The organism is Pseudomonas benzopyrenica (assembly GCF_036884265.1).
Taxonomy (GTDB): domain Bacteria; phylum Pseudomonadota; class Gammaproteobacteria; order Pseudomonadales; family Pseudomonadaceae; genus Chryseomonas; species Chryseomonas benzopyrenica.
Genome location: NZ_CP145723.1, coordinates 3654546 through 3678273, shown reverse-complemented (window position 1 = coordinate 3678273; position 23728 = coordinate 3654546). Strand labels below are relative to the sequence as shown.

General features: G+C 67.0%; 18 protein-coding genes. 6 read left to right on the top strand and 12 right to left on the bottom strand.

Features of this window, described 5'->3' with window-relative positions:
- Positions 1 to 227 precede the first annotated feature (227 nt).
- Positions 228 to 1262, bottom strand: a complete 1035-nt coding sequence (locus V6W80_RS17540) for a LysR family transcriptional regulator (protein WP_338544957.1) — start codon at positions 1260 to 1262, stop codon at positions 228 to 230.
- 73 nt (positions 1263 to 1335) lie between these two features.
- Here V6W80_RS17540 and V6W80_RS17535 point away from each other — a divergent pair, with 73 nt between their 5' ends.
- Positions 1336 to 2253 (top strand): NmrA/HSCARG family protein, encoded by a 918-nt coding sequence (locus V6W80_RS17535; RefSeq protein WP_338544956.1) that lies wholly within the window; start codon positions 1336 to 1338, stop codon positions 2251 to 2253.
- Positions 2254 to 2632: 379 nt separating this feature from the next.
- Here the strand turns inward: V6W80_RS17535 and V6W80_RS17530 are convergent, their stop codons facing one another.
- From V6W80_RS17530 to V6W80_RS17500, 7 genes are all read right to left on the bottom strand, one after another.
- Positions 2633 to 3310, bottom strand: coding sequence for a type 1 glutamine amidotransferase domain-containing protein (locus V6W80_RS17530; RefSeq protein WP_338544955.1), 678 nt, complete (start codon positions 3308 to 3310; stop codon positions 2633 to 2635).
- A 146-nt stretch (positions 3311 to 3456) separates the two neighbouring features.
- Positions 3457 to 4707, bottom strand: coding sequence for a hypothetical protein (locus tag V6W80_RS17525; RefSeq protein ID WP_338544954.1), 1251 nt, complete (start codon positions 4705 to 4707; stop codon positions 3457 to 3459).
- A gap of 177 nt (positions 4708 to 4884) precedes the next feature.
- On the bottom strand, positions 4885 to 6060 hold the full coding sequence (gene chrA / locus V6W80_RS17520) for a chromate efflux transporter (RefSeq protein ID WP_338544953.1): 1176 nt from the start codon (positions 6058 to 6060) through the stop codon (positions 4885 to 4887).
- Positions 6061 to 6071: 11 nt separating this feature from the next.
- A complete protein-coding gene (gene arsC / locus V6W80_RS17515; protein ID WP_338544952.1) occupies positions 6072 to 6497 on the bottom strand; it encodes an arsenate reductase (glutaredoxin) in 426 nt (141 codons plus the stop codon).
- Positions 6494 to 7540: an ACR3 family arsenite efflux transporter gene (arsB, locus tag V6W80_RS17510; RefSeq protein WP_338547465.1), complete on the bottom strand. Its 1047-nt coding sequence runs from the start codon at positions 7538 to 7540 to the stop codon at positions 6494 to 6496. The genes arsC and arsB overlap by 4 nt, the downstream gene beginning before the upstream one ends.
- Before the next feature lie 83 nt (positions 7541 to 7623).
- Positions 7624 to 7947 carry an ArsR/SmtB family transcription factor gene (locus tag V6W80_RS17505; protein ID WP_064309359.1) on the bottom strand — a complete coding sequence of 108 codons (324 nt, stop codon included), beginning with the start codon at positions 7945 to 7947 and terminating at the stop codon, positions 7624 to 7626.
- Positions 7948 to 8018: 71 nt separating this feature from the next.
- Positions 8019 to 8942, bottom strand: coding sequence for a LysR family transcriptional regulator (locus tag V6W80_RS17500; RefSeq protein WP_338544951.1), 924 nt, complete (start codon positions 8940 to 8942; stop codon positions 8019 to 8021).
- A 64-nt stretch (positions 8943 to 9006) separates the two neighbouring features.
- Between V6W80_RS17500 and V6W80_RS17495 the strand changes: the two genes are divergently transcribed.
- Together V6W80_RS17495 and V6W80_RS17490 are read left to right on the top strand one after the other, a co-directional pair.
- Positions 9007 to 9540, top strand: coding sequence for a GNAT family N-acetyltransferase (locus V6W80_RS17495; RefSeq protein ID WP_338544950.1), 534 nt, complete (start codon positions 9007 to 9009; stop codon positions 9538 to 9540).
- A complete protein-coding gene (locus V6W80_RS17490; protein ID WP_338544949.1) occupies positions 9540 to 10700 on the top strand; it encodes an MFS transporter in 1161 nt (386 codons plus the stop codon). The genes V6W80_RS17495 and V6W80_RS17490 overlap by 1 nt, the downstream gene beginning before the upstream one ends.
- 20 nt (positions 10701 to 10720) lie before the next feature.
- Here V6W80_RS17490 and V6W80_RS17485 read toward each other — a convergent pair whose 3' ends face one another.
- Complete coding sequence (locus tag V6W80_RS17485) at positions 10721 to 12034, bottom strand: methyl-accepting chemotaxis protein (RefSeq protein ID WP_160923334.1); 1314 nt, start codon at positions 12032 to 12034, stop codon at positions 10721 to 10723.
- A 101-nt stretch (positions 12035 to 12135) separates the two neighbouring features.
- Positions 12136 to 12585 carry a manganese-binding transcriptional regulator MntR gene (mntR, locus tag V6W80_RS17480; protein ID WP_017640022.1) on the bottom strand — a complete coding sequence of 150 codons (450 nt, stop codon included), beginning with the start codon at positions 12583 to 12585 and terminating at the stop codon, positions 12136 to 12138.
- Between the two features lie 293 nt (positions 12586 to 12878).
- On the opposite strand from mntR, the gene V6W80_RS17475 reads away from it, so the two are divergent.
- Together V6W80_RS17475 and V6W80_RS17470 are read left to right on the top strand one after the other, a co-directional pair.
- Entirely contained in the window at positions 12879 to 14150 is a 1272-nt protein-coding gene (locus V6W80_RS17475; RefSeq protein WP_017640021.1) for an Nramp family divalent metal transporter, read from the top strand.
- Between the two features lie 125 nt (positions 14151 to 14275).
- On the top strand, positions 14276 to 15283 hold the full coding sequence (locus tag V6W80_RS17470) for a hypothetical protein (protein WP_257705526.1): 1008 nt from the start codon (positions 14276 to 14278) through the stop codon (positions 15281 to 15283).
- A gap of 355 nt (positions 15284 to 15638) precedes the next feature.
- Here V6W80_RS17470 and V6W80_RS17465 read toward each other — a convergent pair whose 3' ends face one another.
- Positions 15639 to 16574, bottom strand: coding sequence for a DNA/RNA non-specific endonuclease (locus tag V6W80_RS17465; protein WP_338544948.1), 936 nt, complete (start codon positions 16572 to 16574; stop codon positions 15639 to 15641).
- Between the two features lie 154 nt (positions 16575 to 16728).
- Between V6W80_RS17465 and V6W80_RS17460 the strand changes: the two genes are divergently transcribed.
- Complete coding sequence (locus V6W80_RS17460) at positions 16729 to 18084, top strand: OprD family porin (RefSeq protein WP_338547464.1); 1356 nt, start codon at positions 16729 to 16731, stop codon at positions 18082 to 18084.
- Positions 18085 to 18488: 404 nt separating this feature from the next.
- On the opposite strand, the gene V6W80_RS17455 is transcribed toward V6W80_RS17460, so the two are convergent.
- Entirely contained in the window at positions 18489 to 23621 is a 5133-nt protein-coding gene (locus V6W80_RS17455; RefSeq protein ID WP_338544947.1) for a DUF4011 domain-containing protein, read from the bottom strand.
- Positions 23622 to 23728 lie beyond the last annotated feature (107 nt).

Sequence of the window (23728 nt, the reverse complement as noted above, 5' to 3'; positions counted from 1 at the left end):
AATACGACCAGGTAATCGATTGCACGGAATATCCTTTCCAGCCTGGGCGGCGCAGGCTTAAGGCTGCGCTCATGAGAGGCTGTCGGCTGGCGCCTGCTTTTCTGCAGTCTTCGCGACTAATGGCACTTGGCCGGAGTTGCGGGCCTTTACCTTTCCAAGGCCGACACATTGCTGTGAAGCCTTTGGCGAAGGCTGGCTTTCCACGCCTGCGCGGTCTTCGCTTACCGTCAGGAAGCTGCACCTTCCTTGCGCGAACCCCTGGACGCAGCCAATTGCCCGGATGTTGGGGCGCCTGGTTCCACGGCACGTCTGCGTGGTACCCAGGCGACGACCGCATCGATGAAGGCACGCACCTGAGGCGGCAGGAAGGTACGGTCGGGATAGACCAGCGCGATATGCAGTTCAGTGCCGACGACGTCGGCGAGGACCTGCTGGAGCGCGCCACGCTCCAGGTCTCGCGCTACCAGGTCTTGGGGAAGAAGCGCGATGCCAAGCCCGGCTACGGCAGCCTCGCACAGCAGGGTGATGTCGTTCGAGAAGAAGGTGCCTTCCACATGAAGCTTGCTTCCGGAGGTCATGGGCCAGTGAGTGTCCGGGAGCTCGCCACGCGTGAAGCCGAGCAGGCAGTGGTGATGCTTGAGATCGTGATGCGTGCGCGGTACGCCGCGAGCGGCCAGGTAAGCAGGCGCCGCAATGGCGATCATTCGGTCGCGCAAGAGGGTACGGGCGATCAAGCCGGGCTCGAGCTGGCTGCTGGCCCTGAGCGCGACATCGTAGTCACCGCGAAGCAGGTCGACGTGATGGTTTGACGTGTGGATATGGACGCGTAGCTCGGGATAGCGCGCCGCGAATTCGCAGAGCATGGCATGGAAGCCAAGACCCGGGATGGGTGGCGTCGAGACGCGCAGATCACCACGCACTACGTCGTCTGTCCTGCGCACGCTCTGCTCGGCAAGACGCACCGCTTCGAGTGCGATGCAGGCCTCCCGATAGAACACCTCGCCCACCTCGGTAAGGACCAGACTGCGCGTGGTGCGAAGCAGCAGGCGAGCGCCAAGACGTTCCTCGAGGCGGGCGAGACGTCGGCTCACGGTGGCCCGCGGAATGCACAATTCGGCCGCGGCGCGCGAAAGGGATGTGGCCTCGACCGTCTTGGTGAAGGCGACGAGTTCGGCTGTTTCTATTGGCTCGCTCATATGGATCAAATCATAGCAAGTGATGCCATTTTTTGGAGAATTGATGCATCGGTCAGCCAAACGCAAGATGGCGTTCGAGTCACCCTGACAAGCGCGCTTGGCATCCGGCTAGGCGCCTGATCAAGATCGAACGAGGTAAATGATGTCTAGCGAAAAGCAGCTGATCGCCGTATTCGGTGCGAGCGGAAATCAAGGTGGAGGGGTCGTGCGGGCCTTGAGCCAAGGCGGGCGGTTCAGGGTGCGTTCGCTCTCGCGTGACCCGGCCAAGTACGAGGGACCCGCTGACGAAGTGGTCGCCGCGGATCTGGAGCGGCCCGAGACGCTTGCCGCGGCGCTCGAAGGGGCCTATGGCGTCTTTCTCGTCACCAACTTCTGGCAAGCCGGCACCGATGAAATCAAGCAGGCCGAGGCGGCGGTCCAGGCAGCGAAAGCCGCCGACGTGCAGCATCTGATTTGGTCCACCCTGCCGGACGTCGAGGCCATCAGCGGCGGCGAATTCAAGGTGCCTCAGTTCACCGGGAAGGCAAAGGTTGACTCGATCATCAGGCAGGCTGGGTTTTCGCGGCATACCTTCGTCATTCCACCGGCGTACTACCAGAACTTCGTAGGGCCGTACGGGCCGCAAGCTCAGCCGGACGGAAGCCTGGGTTGGACGCTGCCTATCGATCCAGCGGTGCGTTGCCTGCACATGGGTGACATAGGCGAGCTGGGCGACCTCGTGGCGGGCGCCTTCGCGCGTCCGGAAGAAACGGGGGACGGTGCCTATCTTCCGCTGGTGGGCGACTTCATGAGCTTCAACGACTTGGTCGACACCTTCAATGGCCTGGGGCTCAAGGTGACCTTCACCCAGGTTCCTCGCGAGGCCTATGCAGGCTTCTTTCCCGAAGCCGACGCCCTGGGCGAGACGCTGGCCTACTATCAGACCTACACCTACCTCGGGCCGGGCTCCCACGACGCCGGGATCGCGCTGGCGAACAGGGTGGCGGGTAAGACACCGACGCCCTTTGCCGTCTGGGCGCGGGACAGGCTCCGCCTCGCCGTCGTGCCCTCGGCCTGAATCCTCGCGTTTCTCGACTGAGGCAGGGGACGGCGATAGCTGGACGCGCGAACTGGTGCTGGCTATTGGCCCAGAGCGTACGACTCCGGGCGATAGGGTGCCTCGATGGTGCCAAGGCTTATGCCAGACGTTTGCCGATCAGGAGAACTGGCGTATCGCGGCGGTAGTGGCTGTCGTCCCTATCGCGAGTGGCGTCGTGCCCTCTCGACCGCACCAGAAGCGGCGCCTGCGTGTTGAGCGTCCGGAATCTTCTGGCCGGTTCGATACAGCTGATCGATCCTTGTGGAAGATTGATCAGGGGTACGAGCGATTCCCACGGAGCCTGGAGCCGCACCCGAAAAAGCCCGCCATTAGGCGGGCTTTTGCCTGTCCGGGCCGCTCAACCCAGCTTGGTCAGCAGGGCATCCGCCGCGGCTTCCGAGCTGGCCGGATTCTGGCCGGTGACCAGGTTGCCGTCCTCGACCACGAACTCGCCCCAGTCCGGGCCCTTCTCGTAGCGGGCGCCCAGCTTCTTGAGTTCGTCTTCCACCAGGAAGGGCACCACGTCGGTGAGTTGCACCCCGGCTTCTTCGCTGTTGGTGAAGCCGGTGACGGTGCGGCCCTTGACCAGGGGCGTGCCGTCTGCGGCCTTGACGTGGCGCAGCACGCCGGGAGCGTGGCAGACCAGGCCGAAGGGCTTGTTGGCGTGCGCGAAGGCTTCGAGCAGGGCGATGGAGTCACGGGATTCGGCGAGATCCCAGAGCGGGCCATGGCCGCCAGGATAGAAGACGCTGTCGTAGTCCTCGGCCTCTACCTCGGCAAGCTTGACGGTGTTGGCCAGGGCCTGCTGCGCTTCGGGATCGCTCTTGAAACGCTCGGTGGACTCGGTCTGGGCGTCGGGGGCGTCACTCTTGGGGTCCAGCGGCGGTTGGCCACCGGCAGGGGAGGCCAGGGTGATCTCGGCACCGGCATCCTTGAACACGTAGTAGGGGGCAGCGAATTCTTCCAGCCAGAAGCCGGTTTTCTTGCCGGTGTCGCCGAGCTGGTCGTGGGAGGTCAGGACCATCAGGATCTTCATCGCGCGTTCCTCGTGTTCGGAAGGGTATCGCTAGACAGACCCTGGGTCCTCGCTGTGAGTGCCCGGCTTCTTCGGTAAGCCACGAGTACCTCACAGAAGTGGCCAGCGAGCCGCCCGCTTAGGGCGGCCGTGCCACTCAGGGGCTATCAACCCCAGCCGAGGGTACCGCCCGGCTCATAGCGCTCACGAGCGGAAACGGTGCTGGCGACGTCATCGAGGTTATGAACGCCTACCAGTTTGATCAGCGAGTCCAGGTTGTCGACCTGGCCTTCGTAGCCTGCGTCACGGAAGACATAGGTGTCCTGGCCGTAGTGGAAGACGGCGGCATTAACCAGGCCGGTGGTGGACTGGGTCACGGTGTTGAGCGCGGCGAACAGGCTGGTCGCCTTCGCCAGGGCGGCGTCCTGGATGGTGACCACGGCTTTCTCGTCGTACACCGCGAAGCCGAAGATGATGTGGTCATCGTTCGCATTGTAGTCGGTGACCGTCACATGGTTGGCGGCCAGGGAACGGTTGGCGGCGGCGCTGCTACTGCCATCGAAGTTGACCAGACTGGGTTCGAGGCTCAGGTAATCGGGCCCTTCGCCCAGGGTAATGGTGGCCCCGTGACCGTAGCTGCCGCTCAGGTTTGCGTTGTGGGCGGCCACGCCTTTGGTGAACAGCAGGTCAACGTAATCGTTGCCAGCGCCGGCGTTGATGGTGACATCAGCCTGCTGGATATGGGCGCTGATCTGATCGCTACCGGCGCCGGTATCGACGGTGATGGCCTTGACCCGCGAGTGGGCGAGGGAGGCAACGCTATCCAGTTCCGCGGCGGCGATGGTGCTGACACTCACCGAGTCCTTGCCGCTGCCGGTGATCACGCTCTTCAGGAAGGCGCTCTGGCTGGCATAGGTGTAGTCAGGGCCTTCGGTGTAGCCATGCAGGAAGTCAATCGACAGGCCGGCAGTGGAAGTAGAGCCATCGAAGGTCTGCAGGCCATCGAAGTTGTCCAGGGTGATCAGATCGCTCTCGTGGAACTGATTGTCCGCGGTGTCGGTGAGGCTGACGGTCAGCTTGGCAATGGACGAATCGAGGGTGCTGTCGCTGGCGGTGGCACCGCGGGTATGGCCGTCGAGACGCGTCAGCTGGTCTTCCCAATGACCGGTCAGGGTCAGTTCGCTCAGGGTCGAGGCGGCCGCAAAGTGCGGGCCCTTGGCATCGAAGGTCTTGGCGAAGCCGACGTATTCGGGGGCGGCGTTGATATCGAGGGTGAGCCGCGGCTGGCTCTGGAAGGCGTAGTAGGTGACGCCATCAAAGGTGCCGGCTGGCTTGGCGGGCGCGGCGACCAGGGGCGCCTTGGCGAGGGCAGCGGTGAACAGCGGGGCGGTGGTGTCCAGGGGGTTCTTGTAGGTCATGGCGGTCATCCTTAATGCATGTCAGGCCGAGCGCTCGCTGGACACGTTCTCGCGCAGGGCAAGACGTTTCATACAGCTGAACGTCACGCCGACAGTGCCTAGCTTTCCACGGAGCTACAGCGAACCACGCCGCAATTTCATCGGGCCACTAGTGGCACGCCGCCAAACGGTAGTGCGCTAAAAGTTCAATAGACTGACGACTAGAACGACCAACAGCGCGATCAGCACTGGCGACCAGCGGGTCCGCAAGAGCAGCGCCAGGGCCAGCGCGGCGAGGGCGACATCCAGCGGACCGCGGATGGCCTCCGTCCAGACCGGATCGTAGAGCGCCGCCAGCAGCAGGCCGACCACGCCGGCGTTGAGCCCAGTGAGGGCGCGCTGCCAGCCGGGGTTCTGGCGCAGGGTCTGCCAGAAGGGCAGGGCGGCGAGCAGGACGAGGGCGCCGGGCAGAAAGATCAGCAGGGTCCAGAGCAGGCCGTTGAGCCAGGCGGGCAAGGCCGAGGGCACCAGGGCGCCGAGGTAGGAGGCAAAGGTGAACAGCGGGCCCGGTACCGCCTGGGCCAAGCCATAGCCAGCCATGACCTGGCCATCGCTGACCAGGCCGTTGGGCACCACCACCGCCTGCAGCAGTGGCAACACCACATGGCCACCACCGAAGACCAGGGCGCCGGCGCGATAGACACCCTCGGCCAAGTTGCTCCAGGCGGGCAATAGCAGCAGCGGCAACAGGAACAGCAGCAGGGCGACCACCCCCAGGCGCCGGGAGATTCCCGTTTGCAGGCCCAGGGCCGGCGGCGTGGCGGTCGGCGCCAGTACCAGGCGACCGACCAGGGCGGCCAGGCCCAGCCCCAGCAGTTGCCCCGCCGAACCGGGCAGCCAGAGCGCCAGGCCGGCGACGACCAGCGCGAGGAGGCGGCGCGGCGTATCCGGGCACAGGCTGCGGCCCATGCTCCAGACCGCCTGGGCCACCACCGCCACGGCAAAGACCTTGAGGCCATGCACCGCCGCCGAGTCGGCCAGCCCAGGATAGTGGGCCAGGCCCAGGGCGAAGAGGATCAGCAGCAGGGCCGAAGGCAGGGTGAAGCCGAGCCAAGCTGCCAGTAGGCCCCAGCCGCCGGCGCGCCCCAGTCCCAGGGCCATGCCGACCTGGCTGCTGGTCGGACCGGGCAGCAGCTGGCAGAGCGCGACCAGCTCGGCATAGGCGACTTCATCCAGCCATTGGCGGCGGGTGACGAAGGCCTGGCGGAAATAGCCCAGGTGGGCGATGGGGCCGCCAAAGCTGGTGCAGCCCAGGCGCAGAAAGATCAGGAAGACCTGCCAGGCGCTGTCCTTATCGCGGGCAATGTCGCGCATGGCGGCCCCGATCAGCCGCGCGGCGCGGCAGGCGGTACCACTACCTCGCCGTCTTCCTTGACGAAAGGCGCGCGTTGCGGCTCGGGCAGGATCTCCAGCACCTGCTCCGAGGGCCTGCAGAGCCGGGTGCCTAGCGGCGTCACGACGATGGGTCTGTTGATCAGGATGGGATGGCGCAGCATGGCGGCGATCAGCGCCGCGTCGTCCAGTTGCGGATCGTCCAGCCCCAGCTCGGCATAGGGCGTGCCTTTCTGGCGCAGCAGGTCGCGCACGGGCATGCGCAGGTCCGCGATCAGCCGTTCCAGCTGCGCCCGGTCGGGCGGTGTCTCCAGATAGTGGATCACCGTCGGCTCGACGCCGCTGTTGCGAATCAGGCCCAGCACGTTGCGCGAGGTGCCGCAGGCGGGATTGTGGTAGATCGTGATGTCGCTGTTCATGGACGGTCTCGACGAGAGGCAAGGGCACCGCGTTCGTACCAGCCGCGCGAGCCGTTCACCAGGCGCACGACCAGCAGCATCAGCGGTACCTCGATGAGGACTCCCACCACGGTAGCCAGGGCGGCGCCCGAGTGGAAGCCGAACAGGCTGATGGCGGCGGCCACCGCCAGTTCGAAGAAGTTGCTCGCGCCGATCAGCGCCGACGGACAGGCGACGCTGTGGCTCTCGCCCACCAGGCGATTCAGCCAATAGGCCAGGGCCGAATTGAACAGCACCTGGATCAGGATGGGCACGGCCAGCAGGGCGATCACCAGCGGCTGCGCCAGGATGGCCTCGCCCTGGAAGGCGAACAGCAGTACCAGGGTGGCCAGCAAGGCGCCCATCGAGAAGGGTCCCAGGCGGGCCAGGGTGCGCTCGAAGGCAGCCTGGCTCTGGCGCAGCAGCGCGCGTCGCCAGAGCTGGGCGAGGATCACCGGCAGCACTAGGTAGAGGATCACCGAAAGCAGCAGGGTGGCCCAGGGCACCGCGATCGACGACAGCCCCAGCAGCAGGCCGACGATGGGGGCGAAGGCGAAGACCATGAGGGTGTCGTTCAGCGCGACCTGGGACAGGGTGAACAGCGGATCGCCCTGGGTGAGGCGACTCCAGACGAAGACCATGGCGGTGCAGGGCGCCGCCGCCAGCAGGATGAGCCCGGCGATATAGCTGTCCAGCTGGTCGCTCGGCAGCCAGGGGGCGAAGACTTCCCGAATGAACAGCCAGGCGAGCAGCGCCATGGAGAAGGGCTTGACCGCCCAGTTGACGAACAGGGTGACGCCGATCCCGCGCCAGTGCTGGCGCACCTGGCCGAGGGCGCTGAAATCCACCTTGAGCAGCATCGGCACGATCATCACCCAGATCAGCAGGCCGACCGGCAGATTGACCTGGGCCACCTCGATCCGGCCGATAGAGCGGAACAGGCCCGGTGCCAGCTGGCCGAGGGCGATGCCGGCGAGGATGCAGAGCGCTACCCAGAGGCTGAGGTAACGCTCGAAGCTGTTCATTGGGGGTGCTGCCGGTGGGCAGGCGTGGGGACTGTGCATGGCGGGCCTGGTCTTGCGGTCGGTGGATGGGGGTTGGTCGAGGATCAGCAGGAACAGCGCAAGGGTTCGCTGACCACGCAGTCGCCGCCGGCGCAGCAGTGCTCGGTCAGGTAGCCGAGCAGGGCGTTCATCTGGTCGTAGGCCGCGCGATAGATGAGGTTGCGACCCTGCTGTTCCACCGACACCAGGCCGGCGGTGGCCAGCTCCTTGAGGTGGAAGGAGAGGTTGCTGCGGCTCACTTCGAGCTGGTCGGCCAACTGGCTGGGGGTGAGGCCACCCGTGCCCGCCACCACCAGGGCGCGAAAAACCCTCAGGCGTTGGGCGTGAGCGAGGGCGGCGAGGGCGGATACGGCGCTGTCTTCATGCATGATTCGATAATTCAATGATCGTTGAATCATTGAATGTTAAGGCGTGTTCGTTGCCAAGTCGAGCCTCTCGATCAGCGGCGCAACCGCCGCAGCGCTTCCAGTACCTGCTGCAGCGGACGGCTCAGGGGTTTGTCGCGGCGCAGCACCAGGGCCAGGGTGCGCGTCAGCGGCGGCGCCAGCGGCTGGACCCTCAGGCCCTGGCGATGGTGTTCGGTGGCCACGGCGATACCGGGCACCAGGCTGTAGCCGAGACCGGCGGCCACCAGTTCCTTGAGGGCTTCGATGCTGCCCAGCTCCATCACCGGTCGGCTGGGCTGGCCCGCGCGGCGAAACCAGTCGTCGATCAGCAGTCGGGTGCTGCTGCCGGTCTCGAAGGCCAGCAGCGGCGCTTCGACCAGCGCCGCCGGCGCCAGCGCGCCCCTGGGCAGCGGACTGGCAGGCGGGAGCAGGGCGACGAAGGCATCCTCCAGCAGCGGCTCCACCTGCAGGTTGCGGCCACTGGCGGGCAGGGTGATCAGCCCCAGGTCGAGGCGGTTGTCTTCCACCGCGCGCAAGACGTCCAGGGTGTTGCCGGTGCTGACGCGCACATCCAGCTGGGGAAAACGCTGGCGCAACTGGCCCAGCAGCGGCGGCAGGAGATGGATGCAGGCGGTGGCGCCGGTGCCGATGGCGACCCGTCCGCTGACCGTCTCGCCATGGCTGGCCAGGGCCTGCAGGGCCTGGTCCACCGCCGTCTGGATATGGTCGGCGTGTTCCAGCAGCAGACTGCCGGCGGCGGTGGGCTTGAGGCCGCGCCCCAGGCGCTCCAGCAACTTGAGCCCCAGGCGCCGCTCCAGCTGGCGAATCTGCAGGCTGACCGCCGGCTGGCTCAGCCCCAGGCGATCGGCCGCGGCGGAAAAGCTGCCGGTGGCGACCACCTGGACGAGGGTCTGCAGTTGGGTGAGGTTGAGGTCGGCCATGCCAAGGTTTCGCTTATACCGGAGATAATCGAGCATAGCTTTATCTTTGGCTGGGCGTCCCGGCATGATCGCCCCATCGACCCCTGGATGGATCAACCTCGTGAACACCGCCCTGCAATTGCGTGACGCCACCTCCGCCGATCTTCCCGCCATCCAGGCCATCTATGCCCAGCACGTATTGCACAGCTGCGCCAGTTTCGAGCTGGAGCCGCCGGACCTGGCCGAGCTGGAGCGTCGCCTGGCGGCGGTGCGACAGGCCGGGCTGCCCTATCGGGTGGCCGAGCGGGACGGCGAGGTGCTGGGCTATGCCTATGCGGTGCTCTATCGACCGCGCCCGGCCTACCGCCATACCGCGGAAGACTCGGTGTACGTGCGCGACGGCCTGGGTGGCCAGGGGATCGGCCGGCGGCTGCTGGAGGATATCGTCGCGGCCTGCACGGCGGCGGGCTTTCGCCAGTTGGTAGCGGTGATCGGTGACAGCGCCAACCAGGGCTCCATCGCCCTGCACCAGCGGCTGGGCTTTCGCACCGTCGGTACCTTCGAGGCGGTGGGCTTCAAGCATGGACGCTGGGTGGACACGGTCCTGATGCAACTCAGCCTGGGCGAGGGCGAGCGTACCCCGGGGACACGCTGATGACGCCGATGCCGAGTGATCGCGCCATCTGGCAGCTGGGGTTGATGCAGTTGCTGGCCTGGGGCCTGGCCTTCTATCTGCCGGGGGTCTATGGCCCGGCCATGGCCGCGGGACTGGGCTGGGATGCGCGCTGGGTCTATGGCGGCTTTTCCCTGGCGATGCTGACCATGGGGCTGATCTCGCCCTTCAGCGGCGCGGTGATCGAACGCCTGGGTGGCTGCCGTACCCTGCAACTCGGCCTGGTGCTCGACGCCCTTGGCTGCCTGGGCCTTGCTGCGTCCCAGTCGGCGCCGCTGTTCTACCTGGCCTGGGTGACCCTGGGGGTGGGCATGCGGCTGTCGCTGTACGACGCCGCCTTCGCCACCCTGGCGCGCCTGGCCGGCGAACGCTCGCGGGCGGTGATGGTGCGCATCACCCTGCTCGGCGGGCTGGCGTCGGCGGTGTTCTGGCCCCTGGGACACTGGCTGCTGGAGGCGCTGGGCTGGCGCCTGGGGCTGGTGGTCTATGCCGGCATCGCCCTGGCCGGCCTGCTGCTGCTCCTGCCGCTGCCCAATGTGCGCGGATGCCTGCCCAGTGCCGAGCTACCGCCCACGGCGGGGGGGGGCTCGCCACGCCTCGCCGGCGTGCTGTTCGCCACCGGGATGGCCTTGATCGGCTTTCTTTCGGCGGGGTTGTCGGCGCATCTGCCGGCGCTGCTGGCCGAGCGTGGGGTGCCGGTGGGGGTGGCGGCGCTGTGGGGCATCGGCCAGGTCTGCGCGCGGCTGGCGGAGCTGGCCTCCGGGCAGCGGCTGTCGGCGCGTCATCTCAATCTGCTGCTGGGCCTCGGCCTGCCGCTGAGTTTCGCCTTGGCGCTGGCGAGCGAAGGCCATCTCGGCCTCACCGCCGGCTTCGTCTTCCTCTATGGCGCCCTCAACGGCCTGGTGGCGGTGTTGCGGGCCAGCTTGCCGCTGGAATTGTTCGACCGGGCGCTCTACGCACGTCTGACCGGCAAGCTGCTGGCGCCGAGTTTTCTGCTTTCGGCGGCCGCGCCCTGGTGCTATGCCTTGGCGCGGGAGAGCTGGGGGGATCGGGGCCTGCTCGGGCTGTGCCTGCTGGTCAGCCTGGGCGTGACCCTGGCGGCGCTGGGGCTGCTCGGGCGGTGGCGTCCGGCGCCGGCCTGAGGCGGGAGCCGGCCCGCGAGCTAGTTCAGGCGCCGGGCGAACTGACCCACCGCGCCCACCACACGCTGGGCCCCGTCCTGGATCTCGGTGATGCGGGTACCCGCGGCGTTGGCCAGCTGCAGGCCCTGTTCCGCCTGGTGCTTGCTCGCGGCCATGTTGGCGACCGCGGTCTGCGCCAGTTGCTGGTTCTGCTGCACCACGCCGACGATCTCTTCGGTGGCCTTGCTGGTACGACCGGCCAACTGACGGACCTCGTCGGCCACCACGGCGAACCCGCGACCCTGTTCACCGGCCCGCGCCGCCTCGATGGCGGCGTTGAGCGCCAGCAGGTTGGTCTGCTCGGCGATGCCGCTGATGGTCTTGACGATGGTGCTGATCACCAGCGATTGCTCGCCCAGGGCCTCGATGCCGTTGGAGGCGACCTGCAGCTCCTCGGCGATCTTGCGCATCACCGAGACGGTGTCCTGCACCACCTCCGCCCCCTGACGGGCGCTCTCGTCGGTCTGCTGGGAGATGTCGAAGGCCACCTTGGCCGCCTCGGCCACCGCCTGTTCCTGCTCGACCTGTTCGGTGATGACGGTGGCGAATTTGACCACCTTGTACAGTTCGCCGCGGGTGTTGAGTACCGGGTTGTAGGAGGCTTCCAGCCAGACGGTACGCCCGTGGCTGTCGATGCGCTTGAAGCGGCTGGCGATGAATTCCCCGCGATTGAGCCGCGCCCAGAACGCCTGGTAGTCGGCGGAGTTGGCTTCTTCGCTGGTACAGAATTGCCGGTGATGCTTGCCCTGGATCTGCTTGAGCGAATAGCCCATGCCCTGCAGGAAGCGGTCGTTTGCGGTGAGCACCTCGCCGGCCAGATTGAATTCGATGACCGCGGTGGAGCGCAGCAGAGCGTTGATCAGGCCGGAATGCTCGGTGGCGGTTTCCACCTGTTCGGTACGGTCGTTGGCGTAGCAGATGGTCTTGTGGATGCGGCCAGCGGCGTCGCGCAGCGGCTGCCAGGTCGCATAGAGCCAGGCTTCCTGGCCGTTGGCCCGCAGCAGCCGGTACATGCCGCTGGTCTGGGTCCCCTGGCTGAGCGCGCTCTTGAGGTCGCGATAGCAGGGCAATTGTTTAACGTATTCTGGAATGAAGGCGTCCAGGGGACGCCCCACCACGTTCTCGGAGCGGTAGCCCATCTCGCGGCAGAAGCGCTCGTTGACGCGCTCGATATTGCCGCGGTCATCCACGGTAAGACTCAGCGCCTGGCTTTCGAAGCCGGCGTGCAGCTGACGCAGTTCGGCGACCTCGGCCCGCAGTTGGGCGAGTTCGGTCTTGAGAGGGCGATTGAACATGGCAGGGCACCAAGAGGAGTGAAAGTATGACTTCCACTACTTCGACGGTACCCGGATTTTCTGAAGGGGGAGCCGTGGCGACTTTCGACTAAAGCCGCAGCCTACGCCTGACGACTGGCGATGAAGCGCCGGAAGACGGCCAGGGTGGCCTCGCTGACATGGTGCTCCATGCCTTCGGCGTCGCGGCGCGCGGTATCGGCGTCCACGCCCAGGGTCAGCAGGAAGGTCTCCACCACATGGTGGCGCGCGCGACTGGCTTCGGCCAGGGCCTCGCCTTCAGGGGTGAGGAAGACGCCGCGATAGGGGCGCTGCACGATCAGGCCGGCGGCGGCCAGGCGCTTGAGCATCTTGGCCACGGTTGGCTGGGCCACGCCGATGCGCGCGGCGATGTCCACCTGGCGCGCTTCACCGCCGTCCCGGATGAGGTCGGAAATGAGCTCGACATAGTCTTCGATCAGCTCCTGACGATGCGCCTCGCGGACCTGTTGAAAACCTTCCATATGAATGGATGGATCGACCAACCGATTCAGCAGTTCGTCGTCCTTTGTCATGTTGCCCACCTGAATGACCTTCTCCGCAAAGACCTGAGGCGCGTCAAGAGGACGCGTTCGGGCGCCATTTTGACCGAGTTGCGGGCGAATACCAAAGATTCCTTCGCCAATGGGCGTTATCGACGGATGAGATAGAGATTTTTTATTGCTGAATGTGTGAATTTTAGCCTAGGCTAAATTCTCCAAAGGGTATTCCTATTTTGCCGCACGAGTCCGCCATGAAAGAATCCGCCAGCTATGTCGAGCCAGCCTGGCAGGAGTCCGCGCCTTCCGCCCGGCCCAGTCTGGGGCGGATGAATGCCAGCGTGCCGGTACCCGAGGGTGGCAGCTGGTTACGCCGGCTGCTGGCCTTTGTCGGCCCGGGCTACATGGTCTCGGTGGGCTACATGGATCCGGGCAACTGGGCCACGGACCTGGCCGGGGGCTCGCAATTCGGCTACCTGCTGTTGTCGGTGATCCTGCTCTCCAACCTCATGGCCATCCTGCTGCAGGCCCTGGCCGCGCGGCTGGGCATCGCCACCGGGCTGGACCTGGCCCAGGCCTGTCGCGCACGTTATTCGCGGCCGGTCAGTCTGCTGCTGTGGATCGCCTGCGAGATCGCCATCATCGCCTGCGACCTGGCCGAGGTGATCGGTACCGCCATTGCCCTCAATCTGTTGTTCGGCATCCCGTTGATGTGGGGCGCCATCCTCACGGCGCTGGACGTCTTTCTCATCCTGCTGCTGATGAATCGCGGGTTTCGCTGGCTGGAAGCCTTCGTCATCGCGCTGCTGACGCTGATCTTCGTCTGCTTTGGCGTGCAGATGGTGCTGGCCCAGCCGTCCATCGCCGCGATCGCCGACGGCTTCCTGCCCAAGGCGGAAATCATCACCAATCCGGCCGCGCTCTACCTGGCAATCGGCATCATCGGCGCTACCGTGATGCCCCATAACCTCTATCTGCATTCCTCCATCGTCCAGACCCGCGCCTATCCGCGCACCGAGGAGGGGCGGCGCATGGGCCTGCGCTGGGCGGTGGCCGACAGTACCCTGGCGCTGATGCTGGCGCTGTTCGTCAACGCCGCCATCCTGATCACCGCCGCGGCGGTGTTCCACAGTGCCGGGCGCACCGACGTGGCCGAGATCCAGGACGCCTATCACCTGCTGTCGCCGATGCTGGGCGTGGGTATCGCCTCGCTGCTGTTCGCGGTCGCCCTGTTGGCGTCGGGCATCAATTCCACGGTCACCGCGACCCTGGCTGGCCAGATCGTCATGGAAGGCTTTCTGTCGCTGCGCATCCCCGACTGGGCGCGGCGGCTGATCACCCGCGGTATCGCCGTCATCCCGGTGGTGGTGGTGACCGGTCTCTATGGCGAGAGCGGCACGGCCAAGCTGCTGGTGTTGAGCCAGGTGGTGCTGTCCATGCAGCTGCCCTTCGCGGTGATCCCGCTGGTGCGTTTCGTCTCGGATCGCCAGCTGATGGGTTCTTTCGTGATCGGTCGGGTCACGCAGGTGCTGGCCTGGGCGATCGCCGGACTGATCGTGGTGCTCAATGTGAAGCTGCTGGCCGATATCCTGTTGGGTTAGAGGATATCTGAGGTCTGATGACCTTCGGTGGCTCTGGCGTGCTGGTTTGGGAACTTGTGAAAGCGGAAGGGTATCCATCCGTTACCACAATAAGTTCTTCCCCTAACCATCCCGGAGCACTCGCCATGTCCTACGACGCCCGCCAAACCCCCGCCTATGCGGCCACCACGGCCACCGCCCCCTTGCTCAAGCGTATCTCCTGGAGCTCGATCATCGCCGGCGTGGTCATCGCCCTGACGGTTTCGCTGCTGCTGAGCCTGCTCGGCACCGCCATCGGCACCGCCTCCATCGATCCGCAGCAGGAAGCCAATCCGCTGGATGGCCTGGGCAAGGGCACCGGTATCTGGGTCGGCGTCAGCGCCGTGGTCTCGGTCTTCATCGGTGCCTGGATCGCCGGTCGCCTGGCCCAGCGCGAAGGCGCCCTGCACGGCATCCTGGTCTGGGCCAGTGTGACCCTGGTCAGCGTCTATCTGGTGTCCAGCGCAGTGAGCGGCGTGGTGCGTACCGGCCTCAACGTGGCGGGCAGCGGCCTGTCGATGATCGGCAGTGGTCTGTCCCAGGCCGCACCGGCGTTGACCAACCAGGTTCAGGATCAACTGCGCCAGCAGGGCATCCAGCTCGACCTGGGCGATCTGCAGAACGAACTGGAAACCGCCTTGCGCCAGACCGGCAAAGCCGAACTGCAGCCGGAAAATCTGCAGCAGCAGGCCCAGGGCGCCCAGCAGGATGCCAAGAACACCGCCCAGAACAGCGCCAACAACCCGCAGCAGACCGATGACCAGTTGACCGCCCTGCTGGACCGTCTCAAGGCCCGTGGCGACCAGGCTTGGAACGCCGCCGACCGTCAGGCCCTGGTCAACCTGATCAAGGCCCGTACCGGCAAGAGCGACGCCGAGGCCAATGCCATCGTCGACAAGGCCCAGCAGACCTACCAGCAGGCCTATGCCAAGTACCAGGAGCTCAAGGCCCAGGCCGAGCAGAAGGCTCGTGAAGCCGCTGACGTGGCCGCCCGCAAGGTCTCCCAGGCCAGCTGGGTGCTGCTGATCAGCCTGGTGATCGGCGGCATCGTCGGCGCCATCGGTGGTGCCCTGGGTCGTCGTACCCAACCGGCCAATAAGGTGGTCGCTGCCTAAGCGCCCCCTCTCGCGGATCCTTCGGCTTCCGCTGTAAGACTAGATGCCCGGACTGGCGACGGTCCGGGCATCGGCGTTTTTGGGTGATCGCTTTTTCCAGCTGTCTGGCCGCTCGGCACGAACAGGTGGCGATAGGTCAGCGGGGAGACCAGGATGGGCCTGAGCCTGGCCTGGCCGCGCACCGCACTACTGACGGCCTGCTAAATGTTGAGCGACCTGGCCTTCTACCGACCGGCCCTGGCGGTCAGCACTTGGGCGCTGCGCCTGGGGTTGGCGAATGCTGCCGAACTCTACCTGACCGGGCTCTCCTGCTGGGGCTGCGCAACAGCCTGTCACGCGCCTGCGGCCAACCCAGCTAGAGCAGGATGTCCCCCGGTCCCTGGATGGCCTGCTCCACCGCCTGGCCTGTGGCGCGCTCTTCGTTGGAAAAGCCGTCATGGTCGCGCAGCGGGCCGAAATCGATGCCGGTCAGTTGTTCGATGCGCACGACGCTGCACTGGTAGGTGCGCAGGCGGCCGAAGGCGATGGACAGCTCGTCCAGCTCCCGGCGCTGGTCGATGAGGTAGGCACTGGCAGAGGGTTTGCCGTCGTCACCGAGAAAGGCCACCACCTTCCAGAAGGCCTCGGGAATCCGGGCGTCGCGATAGACACGGTCGTCCGGGCGCAGCACCGGGCCGCTGAAGACGGTGATGCGTGCCTGCCAGCGCTGGGTGTTGTCGAGCAGATAGTCTTCCAGTTCCAGCCAGGTCCGCTGGTTGAAGGCGGCCATCTGCGGCGCGCAATTGGTGAAGTGAAAGGTGTCACGGTTGGCCTGGGCGGCGGCGGGGCCCCAGTTGGGATCCTGGCGCCGCACCAGGTGGCCGCGGTCGAGCAGGTTGTCGGCATAGAGCGCCTCACCGAGCTGGGCCTCCAGCGGCACTCGACCGTCATAGGCCCAGGCGTCGCGGCTACGCGGCACGTCCCGGTGCTGACCGCCATCGATATTGACCCCGACCCAGAGCGCCATCCGTCGGCTGCGCGAGAGGGTGACCGAGAAGTGGGTGTAGTCCAGGCGATCGCCCGAGGCGGGCAGGGGATGGACGTCTCCGGCCAGGGCGGCGCTCGGGCCTGGCCAGGGGACCTGGAAGTCGCCCAGGAAAGCGGCCTGGTAGCCCTGCCGATCTGCCAGGCTGGCGGCGGGCGTGATGCGGGGTTCGGCGCGCAGGCCGGCGGGTTGCGCTGGCAGCAGGGGACGCAGATCGGCGAGGCGCGGACGATAGGCGAGATCGACGGCAAGGGGCTGGCTGGGCATGTTGGACCACGAACGCAAGGGGCGGAGCACCAGCGCAGCACAGGGAGGTTACCGGGCGATGACGACGGTCAGCGAAGTGGTATGCACTGGCGCTAGCTGGCAAACTCGTTCGCGACCTAACGATTCCCAACCGAGATCCGTGAGTGAACCGCATATGAAGCTATCGCTGTTTTCCCCCCTTGCCCGTCAGAGCGTCTGGCTGCTCGGCGTGCCCGGCCTACTCCTTACTGGCGCGGCCCTGGCCAGTCAGCAGTCCGATGCCAAGGGCTTCGTCGAAGACGGTGACCTGACCCTGCTGCTGCGCAACTACTACTACCTGCGCCAGAACGAGGGCGACGGCCATGGCGCCGAGGCACGCAACAGCCGCGATCCGCGCAGCTGGACCCAGGCCTTTCTGCTCAACTACACCTCGGGCTTCACCCAGGGCACCGTGGGGGTCGGGGTGGATGCCTATGGCTATCTGGGCCTCAAGCTGGATGGTGGCGATGGCCACGCCAACACCCCGAACATGCCGGTGGACGGCGACGGCAGCCAGCGCAGCGAATTCAGCAAGGGCGGGGCAGCGGTCAAGCTGCGCGTTTCCAACACCGTGCTCAAGTACGGCGACCAGCAACCCACGGCGCCGGTACTGGCGGCGGGCGGTAACTGGCTGTTTCCCCAGACTGCCCGTGGCTGGAGCCTGGTGAGTCAGGAGGTCGATCACCTGATGCTGGAAGGCGGTCACTTCACCGCCGCCACGGCGCCGCGCACCACCGGCTCGGACGGCGGCATCTTCGCCGGCTACGCTGGCGTGGAAGCGGCCTCGGCCAGCTATGCCGGGGGCGTCTACAAGTTCAGCGATCATCTCAGTGCATCGCTCTACGCCGGGCACTTCGAAGACGTCTGGGACCAGTACTACGGCAACCTCAACTATGTGCTGCCGCTGGCCGCCGAGCAGAGTCTGACCTTCGACGCCAACCTCTACCGCACCCTGGACGCCGGCAGCGCCAAGGCCGGCAACATCGCCAACACCGCCGGCTCGCTGGCCGCCGCCTTCCAGACCGGCGCCCACACCTTCACTCTGATCCACCAGCGCATCCATGGCGACCAGCCCTTCGACTACGCGGTCTTTGGGGCGCCGGTGCCGGGTTCCTTCGGTGACTCCATCCTGCTCGGCAACTCGATGCAGTTCTCCGACTTCAACGGTCCGGGCGAGCGCAGCTGGCAGGCCCGCTACGACCTGGACATGGAAAGCTACGGCGTGCCGGGGCTGAGCCTGATGGTGCGCCATACCCGTGGCAGCGGCATCGACGGCAGCAAGGTAGCGGCGGATTCGGCCTATGCCGGGCTCTATGGCGACGGCGACAAGGAACACGAGACTGATCTGGAGGCCAAGTACGTCCTGCAGGACGGCCCGGCCAAGGACCTGAGCTTCCGCCTGCGCCAGGCCTGGCATTCCGGCAGCCAAAGCACCGGCGGCACCGTGGCCGAGACGCGGCTGATCACCGAGTATCCGTTGAATATTCTTTGATACCGCCGAGTGGTGGGCAAATCGCCGTAGGTTGGCGCTGAGCACAGCGAAGCCCAACGGTGCCGAGGTCACGCTCGGTTTGTTGGGCTTCGGCGATGGAGCTGCCTCAGCCCAACCTACGGTTCCAGACAAACCACCGTAGGTTGGCGCTAAGCGCAGCGAAGCCCAACGGTGCCGAGGTCAGCGCGGCTTGTTGGGCTTCGGCGATGGAGCTGCCTCAACCCAAGCTACGGCATCAGGCAAACCGCCGTAGGTTGGCGCTGAGCATCGCGAAGTCCAACGGTGCCGAGGTCGCGCCCGGCTTGTTGGGCTTCGGCGATGGAGCCGCCTCAACCCAACCTACGGCATCAGGCAAACCGCCGTAGGTTGGCGCTGAGCGCAGCTAAGCCCAACAGGCCTCACCCTCAGGCCTTCGCCCGCGATTCTTCCAGCAGCCGCTCGATCTCCCCATGCAACCGCTCGGTCGCCCCGGCGCGGTCGATCCACCATTCGGTGGACCAGACGCGCAGCAGCGTCCAGCCGAGACCCTGGAGGATGGCGCTGCGGGTCTTGTCGCGGTCGCGGGCGGTGGCGGCGCTGTGGTAAGTGGCGCCGTCGCATTCGATGCCCACCAGGTAATCGCCCGGCCGATCGGGATGGACGATGCCCAGGTCGATGCGGAAACGCGACACGCCGATCTGCGGCACCACCCGCCAGCCCTTGGCTTCCAGCGCCTGGGCCACGGCTTCCTCGAAGGGCGAGTCGTGCCCACCCAGCGAACCCTTGACAGCGGCCGCCAGGGCCTGGGGACCGCGCTGGGCGAATTCCAGGAACAGCTTGAGATCGCGCACCGCGCGGGCATTGGTGCGATTGAGGTCGATCAGCCCCGGATCGAAGGAGGAGAACACCAGCATCTCCCGGCGCGCCCGGGTTACGGCCACGTTGAGGCGCCGCCAGCCACCGTCCTTGTTCAGCGGACCGAAATTCATCGACATCGTATTGGCGCCCGGCTCGGTGGGACCGAAGCCGATGCCGAGCATGATCAGGTCGCGCTCGTCGCCCTGGACCGTTTCCAGGTTCTTGACCACCACCGGCTCGGCCAGGTCCTCGGCGAAGTGCGCCTCGATCTCCGGGTGCTGCTGGCGCGCGCGGTCGAGCAGGTCGGTGACCAGCCGCTGCTGTTCGCTGTTGAGGGTGATGATGCCCAGGCTCAGCCCGGCGAAGGCCGGATCCAGCAGGCGCTTGACCGCCTCGGCGACCATGGCCTGGGCCTCAATGGCATTGTGGCGGCCCTTGCCCTTGGCGTAGACGCCGTCGACCCGCCGCCATTCCACCGCGCTCGGACGGATCTCCGGGGCGGGAAAGGTGATGAGCTTGCCGTCGTAGTAGTGGTGGTTGGAAAAGGCGATCAGGCTCTCATGGCGACTGCGGTAGTGCCAGTTGAGGCTGTGGCTGTAGATGCCGGCGCCCAGGCATTCGTCAAGGATGCTTTCCAGGTCCTCCGCGGTGTCGTCCTCGCCGGCGGCGCGGTCGAAGAAGCGCGTTGGCGGCATCTGCCGGGGGTCGCCGGCGATCACCACCTGCACGCCGCGGGCAATGGCACCCACCGCATCCCAGGGGGCGATCTGCGAGGCTTCGTCGAAGATCACCAGGTCGAACAGGCCGCCGTCCGGGGGCAGGTACTGGGCGATGGACAGCGGACTCATCAGCATGCAGGGCGCCAGTCGCGCCAGGGCGTCGCCCATTTCCAGGGCCAGCTGACGCAGCGGTCGGTGCCGACGCTGCTTCTGCAACTCGTGCTTGAGCACGGCGAAGCCGCCACCCTGGCGCGCCGCATCGTTCTTCGGTGGCAGGCCGTGGCAGAGAAGGGCGCGGATATGGCGCACGGCGAGGGTCTGCAGACGGTCGTCCAACCGGCGATAGGCCTGGATGTCGCTCTCGTGCTCGGCCGGGACGAAATCGCGCAGCAGCGGCTCGGCGTCCAGGGCGGTGGCGGCGAACCAGCGGGCATAGGCGGTCTCGAACAGGGTCGGGAGATCGTCGGCCGCGGCGGTCGTGGCGCGGGCGATCAGCGCCGTCAGGCCCAGCGCCTCGGCTTCCTCGCGAACGCGTTGCCAATCGCACCAGGCCTTGAGTCGACCGGGCTGCCGCAGCAGCGCGGCGGCGGTGCGTACCAGCTCGGCGGCGGCGGTATCACCGGCCAGTCCTGCCTGGGCGGCGAATGCCTGGCGAGCGGCTTCGGCTGCATCCAGGGCCTCGGCGAAGGCACTGCTGGCCGGGGCCAGGGTGGTGTCCACCGGCTGATCCTCGGGATGCTGCAACCGCCGCGCTGCCGCCTGGCGTAGGGCCAGCAGCTGCTCGGGCGTTTCCGCCAGGGTTGGCAGCGCCGTGCTCAGCCTTTCCGCCAAGGCGCGTCGGGCGAGCAGGGCGTCGAGGTCGCTGGTGACGCCCTGCCAGCCGGCGATACCGGCAAGGGTGGGCGCCAGATCGTCCAGCTCGGTGAGCAGGGTGCGCTGGCGGCGTAGGCGCGGCAGGTCGGCGGCGACATCGGGTTGGCCCTGGGTTTCGCCCTGGCGGGCGAGGTCCTGGGTGACCTGTCGCTGGGCGCGGCTGGCGAAGATCCAGAAGCGTCGAGCGGCGGCATCCCAGGCGGTTTCCAGCTGGGTCAGGGCGACGCGGCGACAGGCTTCGGCGGCATAGGGCACCGACAGCTCGCGCTCCAGCGCCTGGTAGTCCCGCAGCAACTCCAGGGCGCGCCCCAGCTGGCGCTGACGCTCGGCAGCGCCAGGGCCGAAGGCGAAGGCCAGATCCTGGCCGGCGGCGCTCCGCAGCAGCTCGGCGAATTCCAGCAGGCGACGGGGCGCCACCTGGTCCGCCAGTGGCAGACCGAGGACATCGCGCAGGCGTTGCCGCGCCTGCTGCAAGGCGTGTTGGGTGTCGCGCAGCCGTTCGGCAGCGGTAACCAAGGCATCCTGCCAGGCGTTGGACCAGGGATGGGCCGGCAAGAGGGCGAAATCCGCCGCCAGGCTGCGCCCGGTCTCGGCATGTAGGGCCAGGCGCCGTACCGCGGTGCGTAGTTCGGCCAGGGCCTCGGCGTCGTGGGCATCGGCCTGGGACCATGCCAGGCGTGGAGTATCGGGAGCAGCGTCGCGCAGGACGCGGCCAATGCTCTGCTGCAGGGTCAGGCCATTGGGCCAGCGGCGGTGCAGGCGCTCCACCACGGCGTTGAGACGATCCCGCAGGCGCTCCACCTCGGCGGCCTCGGCCAGCCATTCCTCTTCGTCGAGGCCGTCGCGGGTATCCCAGGCGCGCTCCAGCTGCTTGAGCACCTCGGCCTTGGAGGCCTTGCTCGAATGCAGCTCCAGGCAGAATTCGCCAAGCCCCTGGGCCTCCAGGCGGCGATACACCACGTCCAGGGCCGCGCGCTTCTCGGCGACGAACAGCACCCGCCGGCCAAGCGCCAGGTTGTGGGCGATCATGTTGGCGATGGTCTGGGACTTGCCGGTGCCGGGCGGGCCGTCGAGGACGAAATCCTGGCCACCGGCCGAGGCCAGCACCGCCGCCAGTTGCGAGGAATCCGCCGGCAGCGGGGTGAAGAGTTCGGCCGGGGTTACCTGGCGATCCAGCTCGCGTTCGCGGGGAAAGCTGCCGCCGCTCAGGTAGGCGCCAGATTCGGTGGTGCGCTCCAGCAGGTGCCGCACCAGCGGGCTTTCCATCAGCTGGTCGCTGCGCTCGGTGAGGTCCTTCCACATCAGGTACTTGGCAAAGGAAAACTGGCCGAGCAGCAGCTCGCTGCTGACCTCGAAGCCGGGCAGGTCGCGTACCGCGCGGCGGACCTTGGTCCAGATCCCGTCCACGTCGATGCCGTTGCCATCGCCGGGCAGCGGGCCGTCGAGCCCGGGGATGTCCAGGTCGAAATCGTGGCGCAGCAGTTCCAGCAGGGTGAGGTTGAAGCGCGGCTCGTCCTCGAACAGGTGCAGGGTGATGCCGCTGGCGGCGCTCTGCCGTTCAAGGCGCACCGGCAGCAGGATCAGCGGCGCACGGTAGTGCTTGGGATCGTCGGCGGCCTTTTTCCAGCGCAGGAAGCCCAGCGCCAGGTAGAGGGTATTGGCGCCGCCCTCGTCGAGGTCGCTGCGGGCGCGCCGATAGAGTTCCACCAGCGCCGCGTCCAGCTTGGTCGCATCCAGGGGGGCGACCACCTCGCCACGGGCCAGGGCGCCGCGGGCGTATTCGTCTTCGAGATTCTCGTGTTCGCGGGCCTCGTGCAGCACCGCGTCGCGCCCGCTCACCGCCAGGTCCGGCAACGGCACCAGGCGCAACGCCCGGCCCTCGGCCAGGCGATCTTCCAGCGCCGCCGGCTCGGGGCAGAGCAGGGGCACGCTGCGGGCGTTTTCCGGCACGTGCAGCAGGCGATTGCGGGTGGTGAGGTCGAGCAGCTTGCGTTGCCAGAGCGCCAGGCGACCGACCGGGGTGGTGGGCGCGGCCTCGACGTCCACGTCGAAGGCTGGCAGCGGCGGGGCCTCTTCCAGGGCTTCGCCCGGCAGCAGCAGGCCGTCCAGGGGGGAGGCGAGCTGGCCGGGCACCGCCAGCGGGCGGATGCGTTGCAGGCGGGCACGGCGGACGTCCAGGGCCAGTACGAAGGTCTCGTCGTCCAGCTGCCGCTCGGCCAGTTGCACCGCCTGGCTGAAGGACGGCGGCGGGGAAGCGGTGGCCTGGGTGGTCTCGAACACCAGCAGGTCCTTGAGCGCCACCCGCTTGCGCACCGGCTCGGCGTCGTCAGTGAGCAGCTGAGCGAATTCCTGGGGCTGCAGCCAGACCCCGGCGAAGGCATGGCCGCGGGTAATGACCAGCAGCGGATTGAGGCCGGCCTGTTCCAGCGCCGCGCAGGCGAGCAGGGCGAGATCCAGGCAGGTGGCCAGGCCACCGTCGAGGATGGCGCCGGGCGTGCGGATCTTCTGGCCCTGGCGCTCGAAGCTGGCCGGCGGCACCGCGTAGGTCAGCTGCAGGCCGCACAGGGCCGACCAGAGCGCCGAACCGAGCTCCCAGACCCGGCGGCGCGACTCCCCCTCGTAACCATCCAGCGCCGTGGATTTGCCGGCGCGGCGCAGGACCTCGGCGGCTGCCCCCAGCAGGCGATCCACCGCCGGGTCGTTGGGCATGACGAAGGCCGCTGCCAGCTCGGGCATGCTGTCCACGCCTCCCCACTGGTTGCGGGCCAGCAGCTCGACCGGATAGCGCCGCGTCTGCAGGATCTCGTCACCCTGGCGCACCGTGAAAGTCAGCTGGGCGACCAGGCTTTCCTGGAGGCTGCCGAGCAGGGCGGCGTCGAATTCGAGGTCGCGATCATCGAGATAGAGGGTGCCCTGGGGATCAAGGCGCTCCAGGTGCCAGGTGCGCGGCACCACGAAAGCCGGCTCGGCGGTCACCGTGAGGCTGAGGTCGGCCAGGGATTCAGGGCCGCTGTGGGTAAGGCGCAATTCGCGCAGCACGGGCACCGCGTTCTGGTGCGCCGCGAAGCCGATCTTGCCGGCCAGCACCAGTTCGACATCCACGCTCATCGCCTACCACCCTTGCTTATTGCCTAAGGTAGATGAATGTACAGTAGTGGGCGGGTCGATGCAGCCCATAGCCCGCCTGGGCAAGCGGAAAAAGTCCTTTGGTGACG

Coding starts and splice junctions, on each gene's coding strand:
- arsC (WP_338544952.1), bottom strand. CDS start 6,497: ATGAACAGCGACATCACGATCTACCACAATCCCGCCTGCGGCACCTCG.
- V6W80_RS17455 (WP_338544947.1), bottom strand. CDS start 23,621: ATGAGCGTGGATGTCGAACTGGTGCTGGCCGGCAAGATCGGCTTCGCG.
- V6W80_RS17465 (WP_338544948.1), bottom strand. CDS start 16,574: ATGCCCAGCCAGCCCCTTGCCGTCGATCTCGCCTATCGTCCGCGCCTC.
- V6W80_RS17500 (WP_338544951.1), bottom strand. CDS start 8,942: ATGCTCGATTATCTCCGGTATAAGCGAAACCTTGGCATGGCCGACCTC.
- chrA (WP_338544953.1), bottom strand. CDS start 6,060: ATGCGCGACATTGCCCGCGATAAGGACAGCGCCTGGCAGGTCTTCCTG.
- V6W80_RS17475 (WP_017640021.1), top strand. CDS start 12,879: ATGAATGCCAGCGTGCCGGTACCCGAGGGTGGCAGCTGGTTACGCCGG.
- V6W80_RS17535 (WP_338544956.1), top strand. CDS start 1,336: ATGATGTCTAGCGAAAAGCAGCTGATCGCCGTATTCGGTGCGAGCGGA.
- V6W80_RS17470 (WP_257705526.1), top strand. CDS start 14,276: ATGTCCTACGACGCCCGCCAAACCCCCGCCTATGCGGCCACCACGGCC.
- V6W80_RS17485 (WP_160923334.1), bottom strand. CDS start 12,034: ATGTTCAATCGCCCTCTCAAGACCGAACTCGCCCAACTGCGGGCCGAG.
- V6W80_RS17525 (WP_338544954.1), bottom strand. CDS start 4,707: ATGACCTACAAGAACCCCCTGGACACCACCGCCCCGCTGTTCACCGCT.
- mntR (WP_017640022.1), bottom strand. CDS start 12,585: ATGACAAAGGACGACGAACTGCTGAATCGGTTGGTCGATCCATCCATT.
- V6W80_RS17530 (WP_338544955.1), bottom strand. CDS start 3,310: ATGAAGATCCTGATGGTCCTGACCTCCCACGACCAGCTCGGCGACACC.
- V6W80_RS17460 (WP_338547464.1), top strand. CDS start 16,729: ATGAAGCTATCGCTGTTTTCCCCCCTTGCCCGTCAGAGCGTCTGGCTG.
- V6W80_RS17490 (WP_338544949.1), top strand. CDS start 9,540: ATGACGCCGATGCCGAGTGATCGCGCCATCTGGCAGCTGGGGTTGATG.
- arsB (WP_338547465.1), bottom strand. CDS start 7,540: ATGAACAGCTTCGAGCGTTACCTCAGCCTCTGGGTAGCGCTCTGCATC.
- V6W80_RS17505 (WP_064309359.1), bottom strand. CDS start 7,947: ATGCATGAAGACAGCGCCGTATCCGCCCTCGCCGCCCTCGCTCACGCC.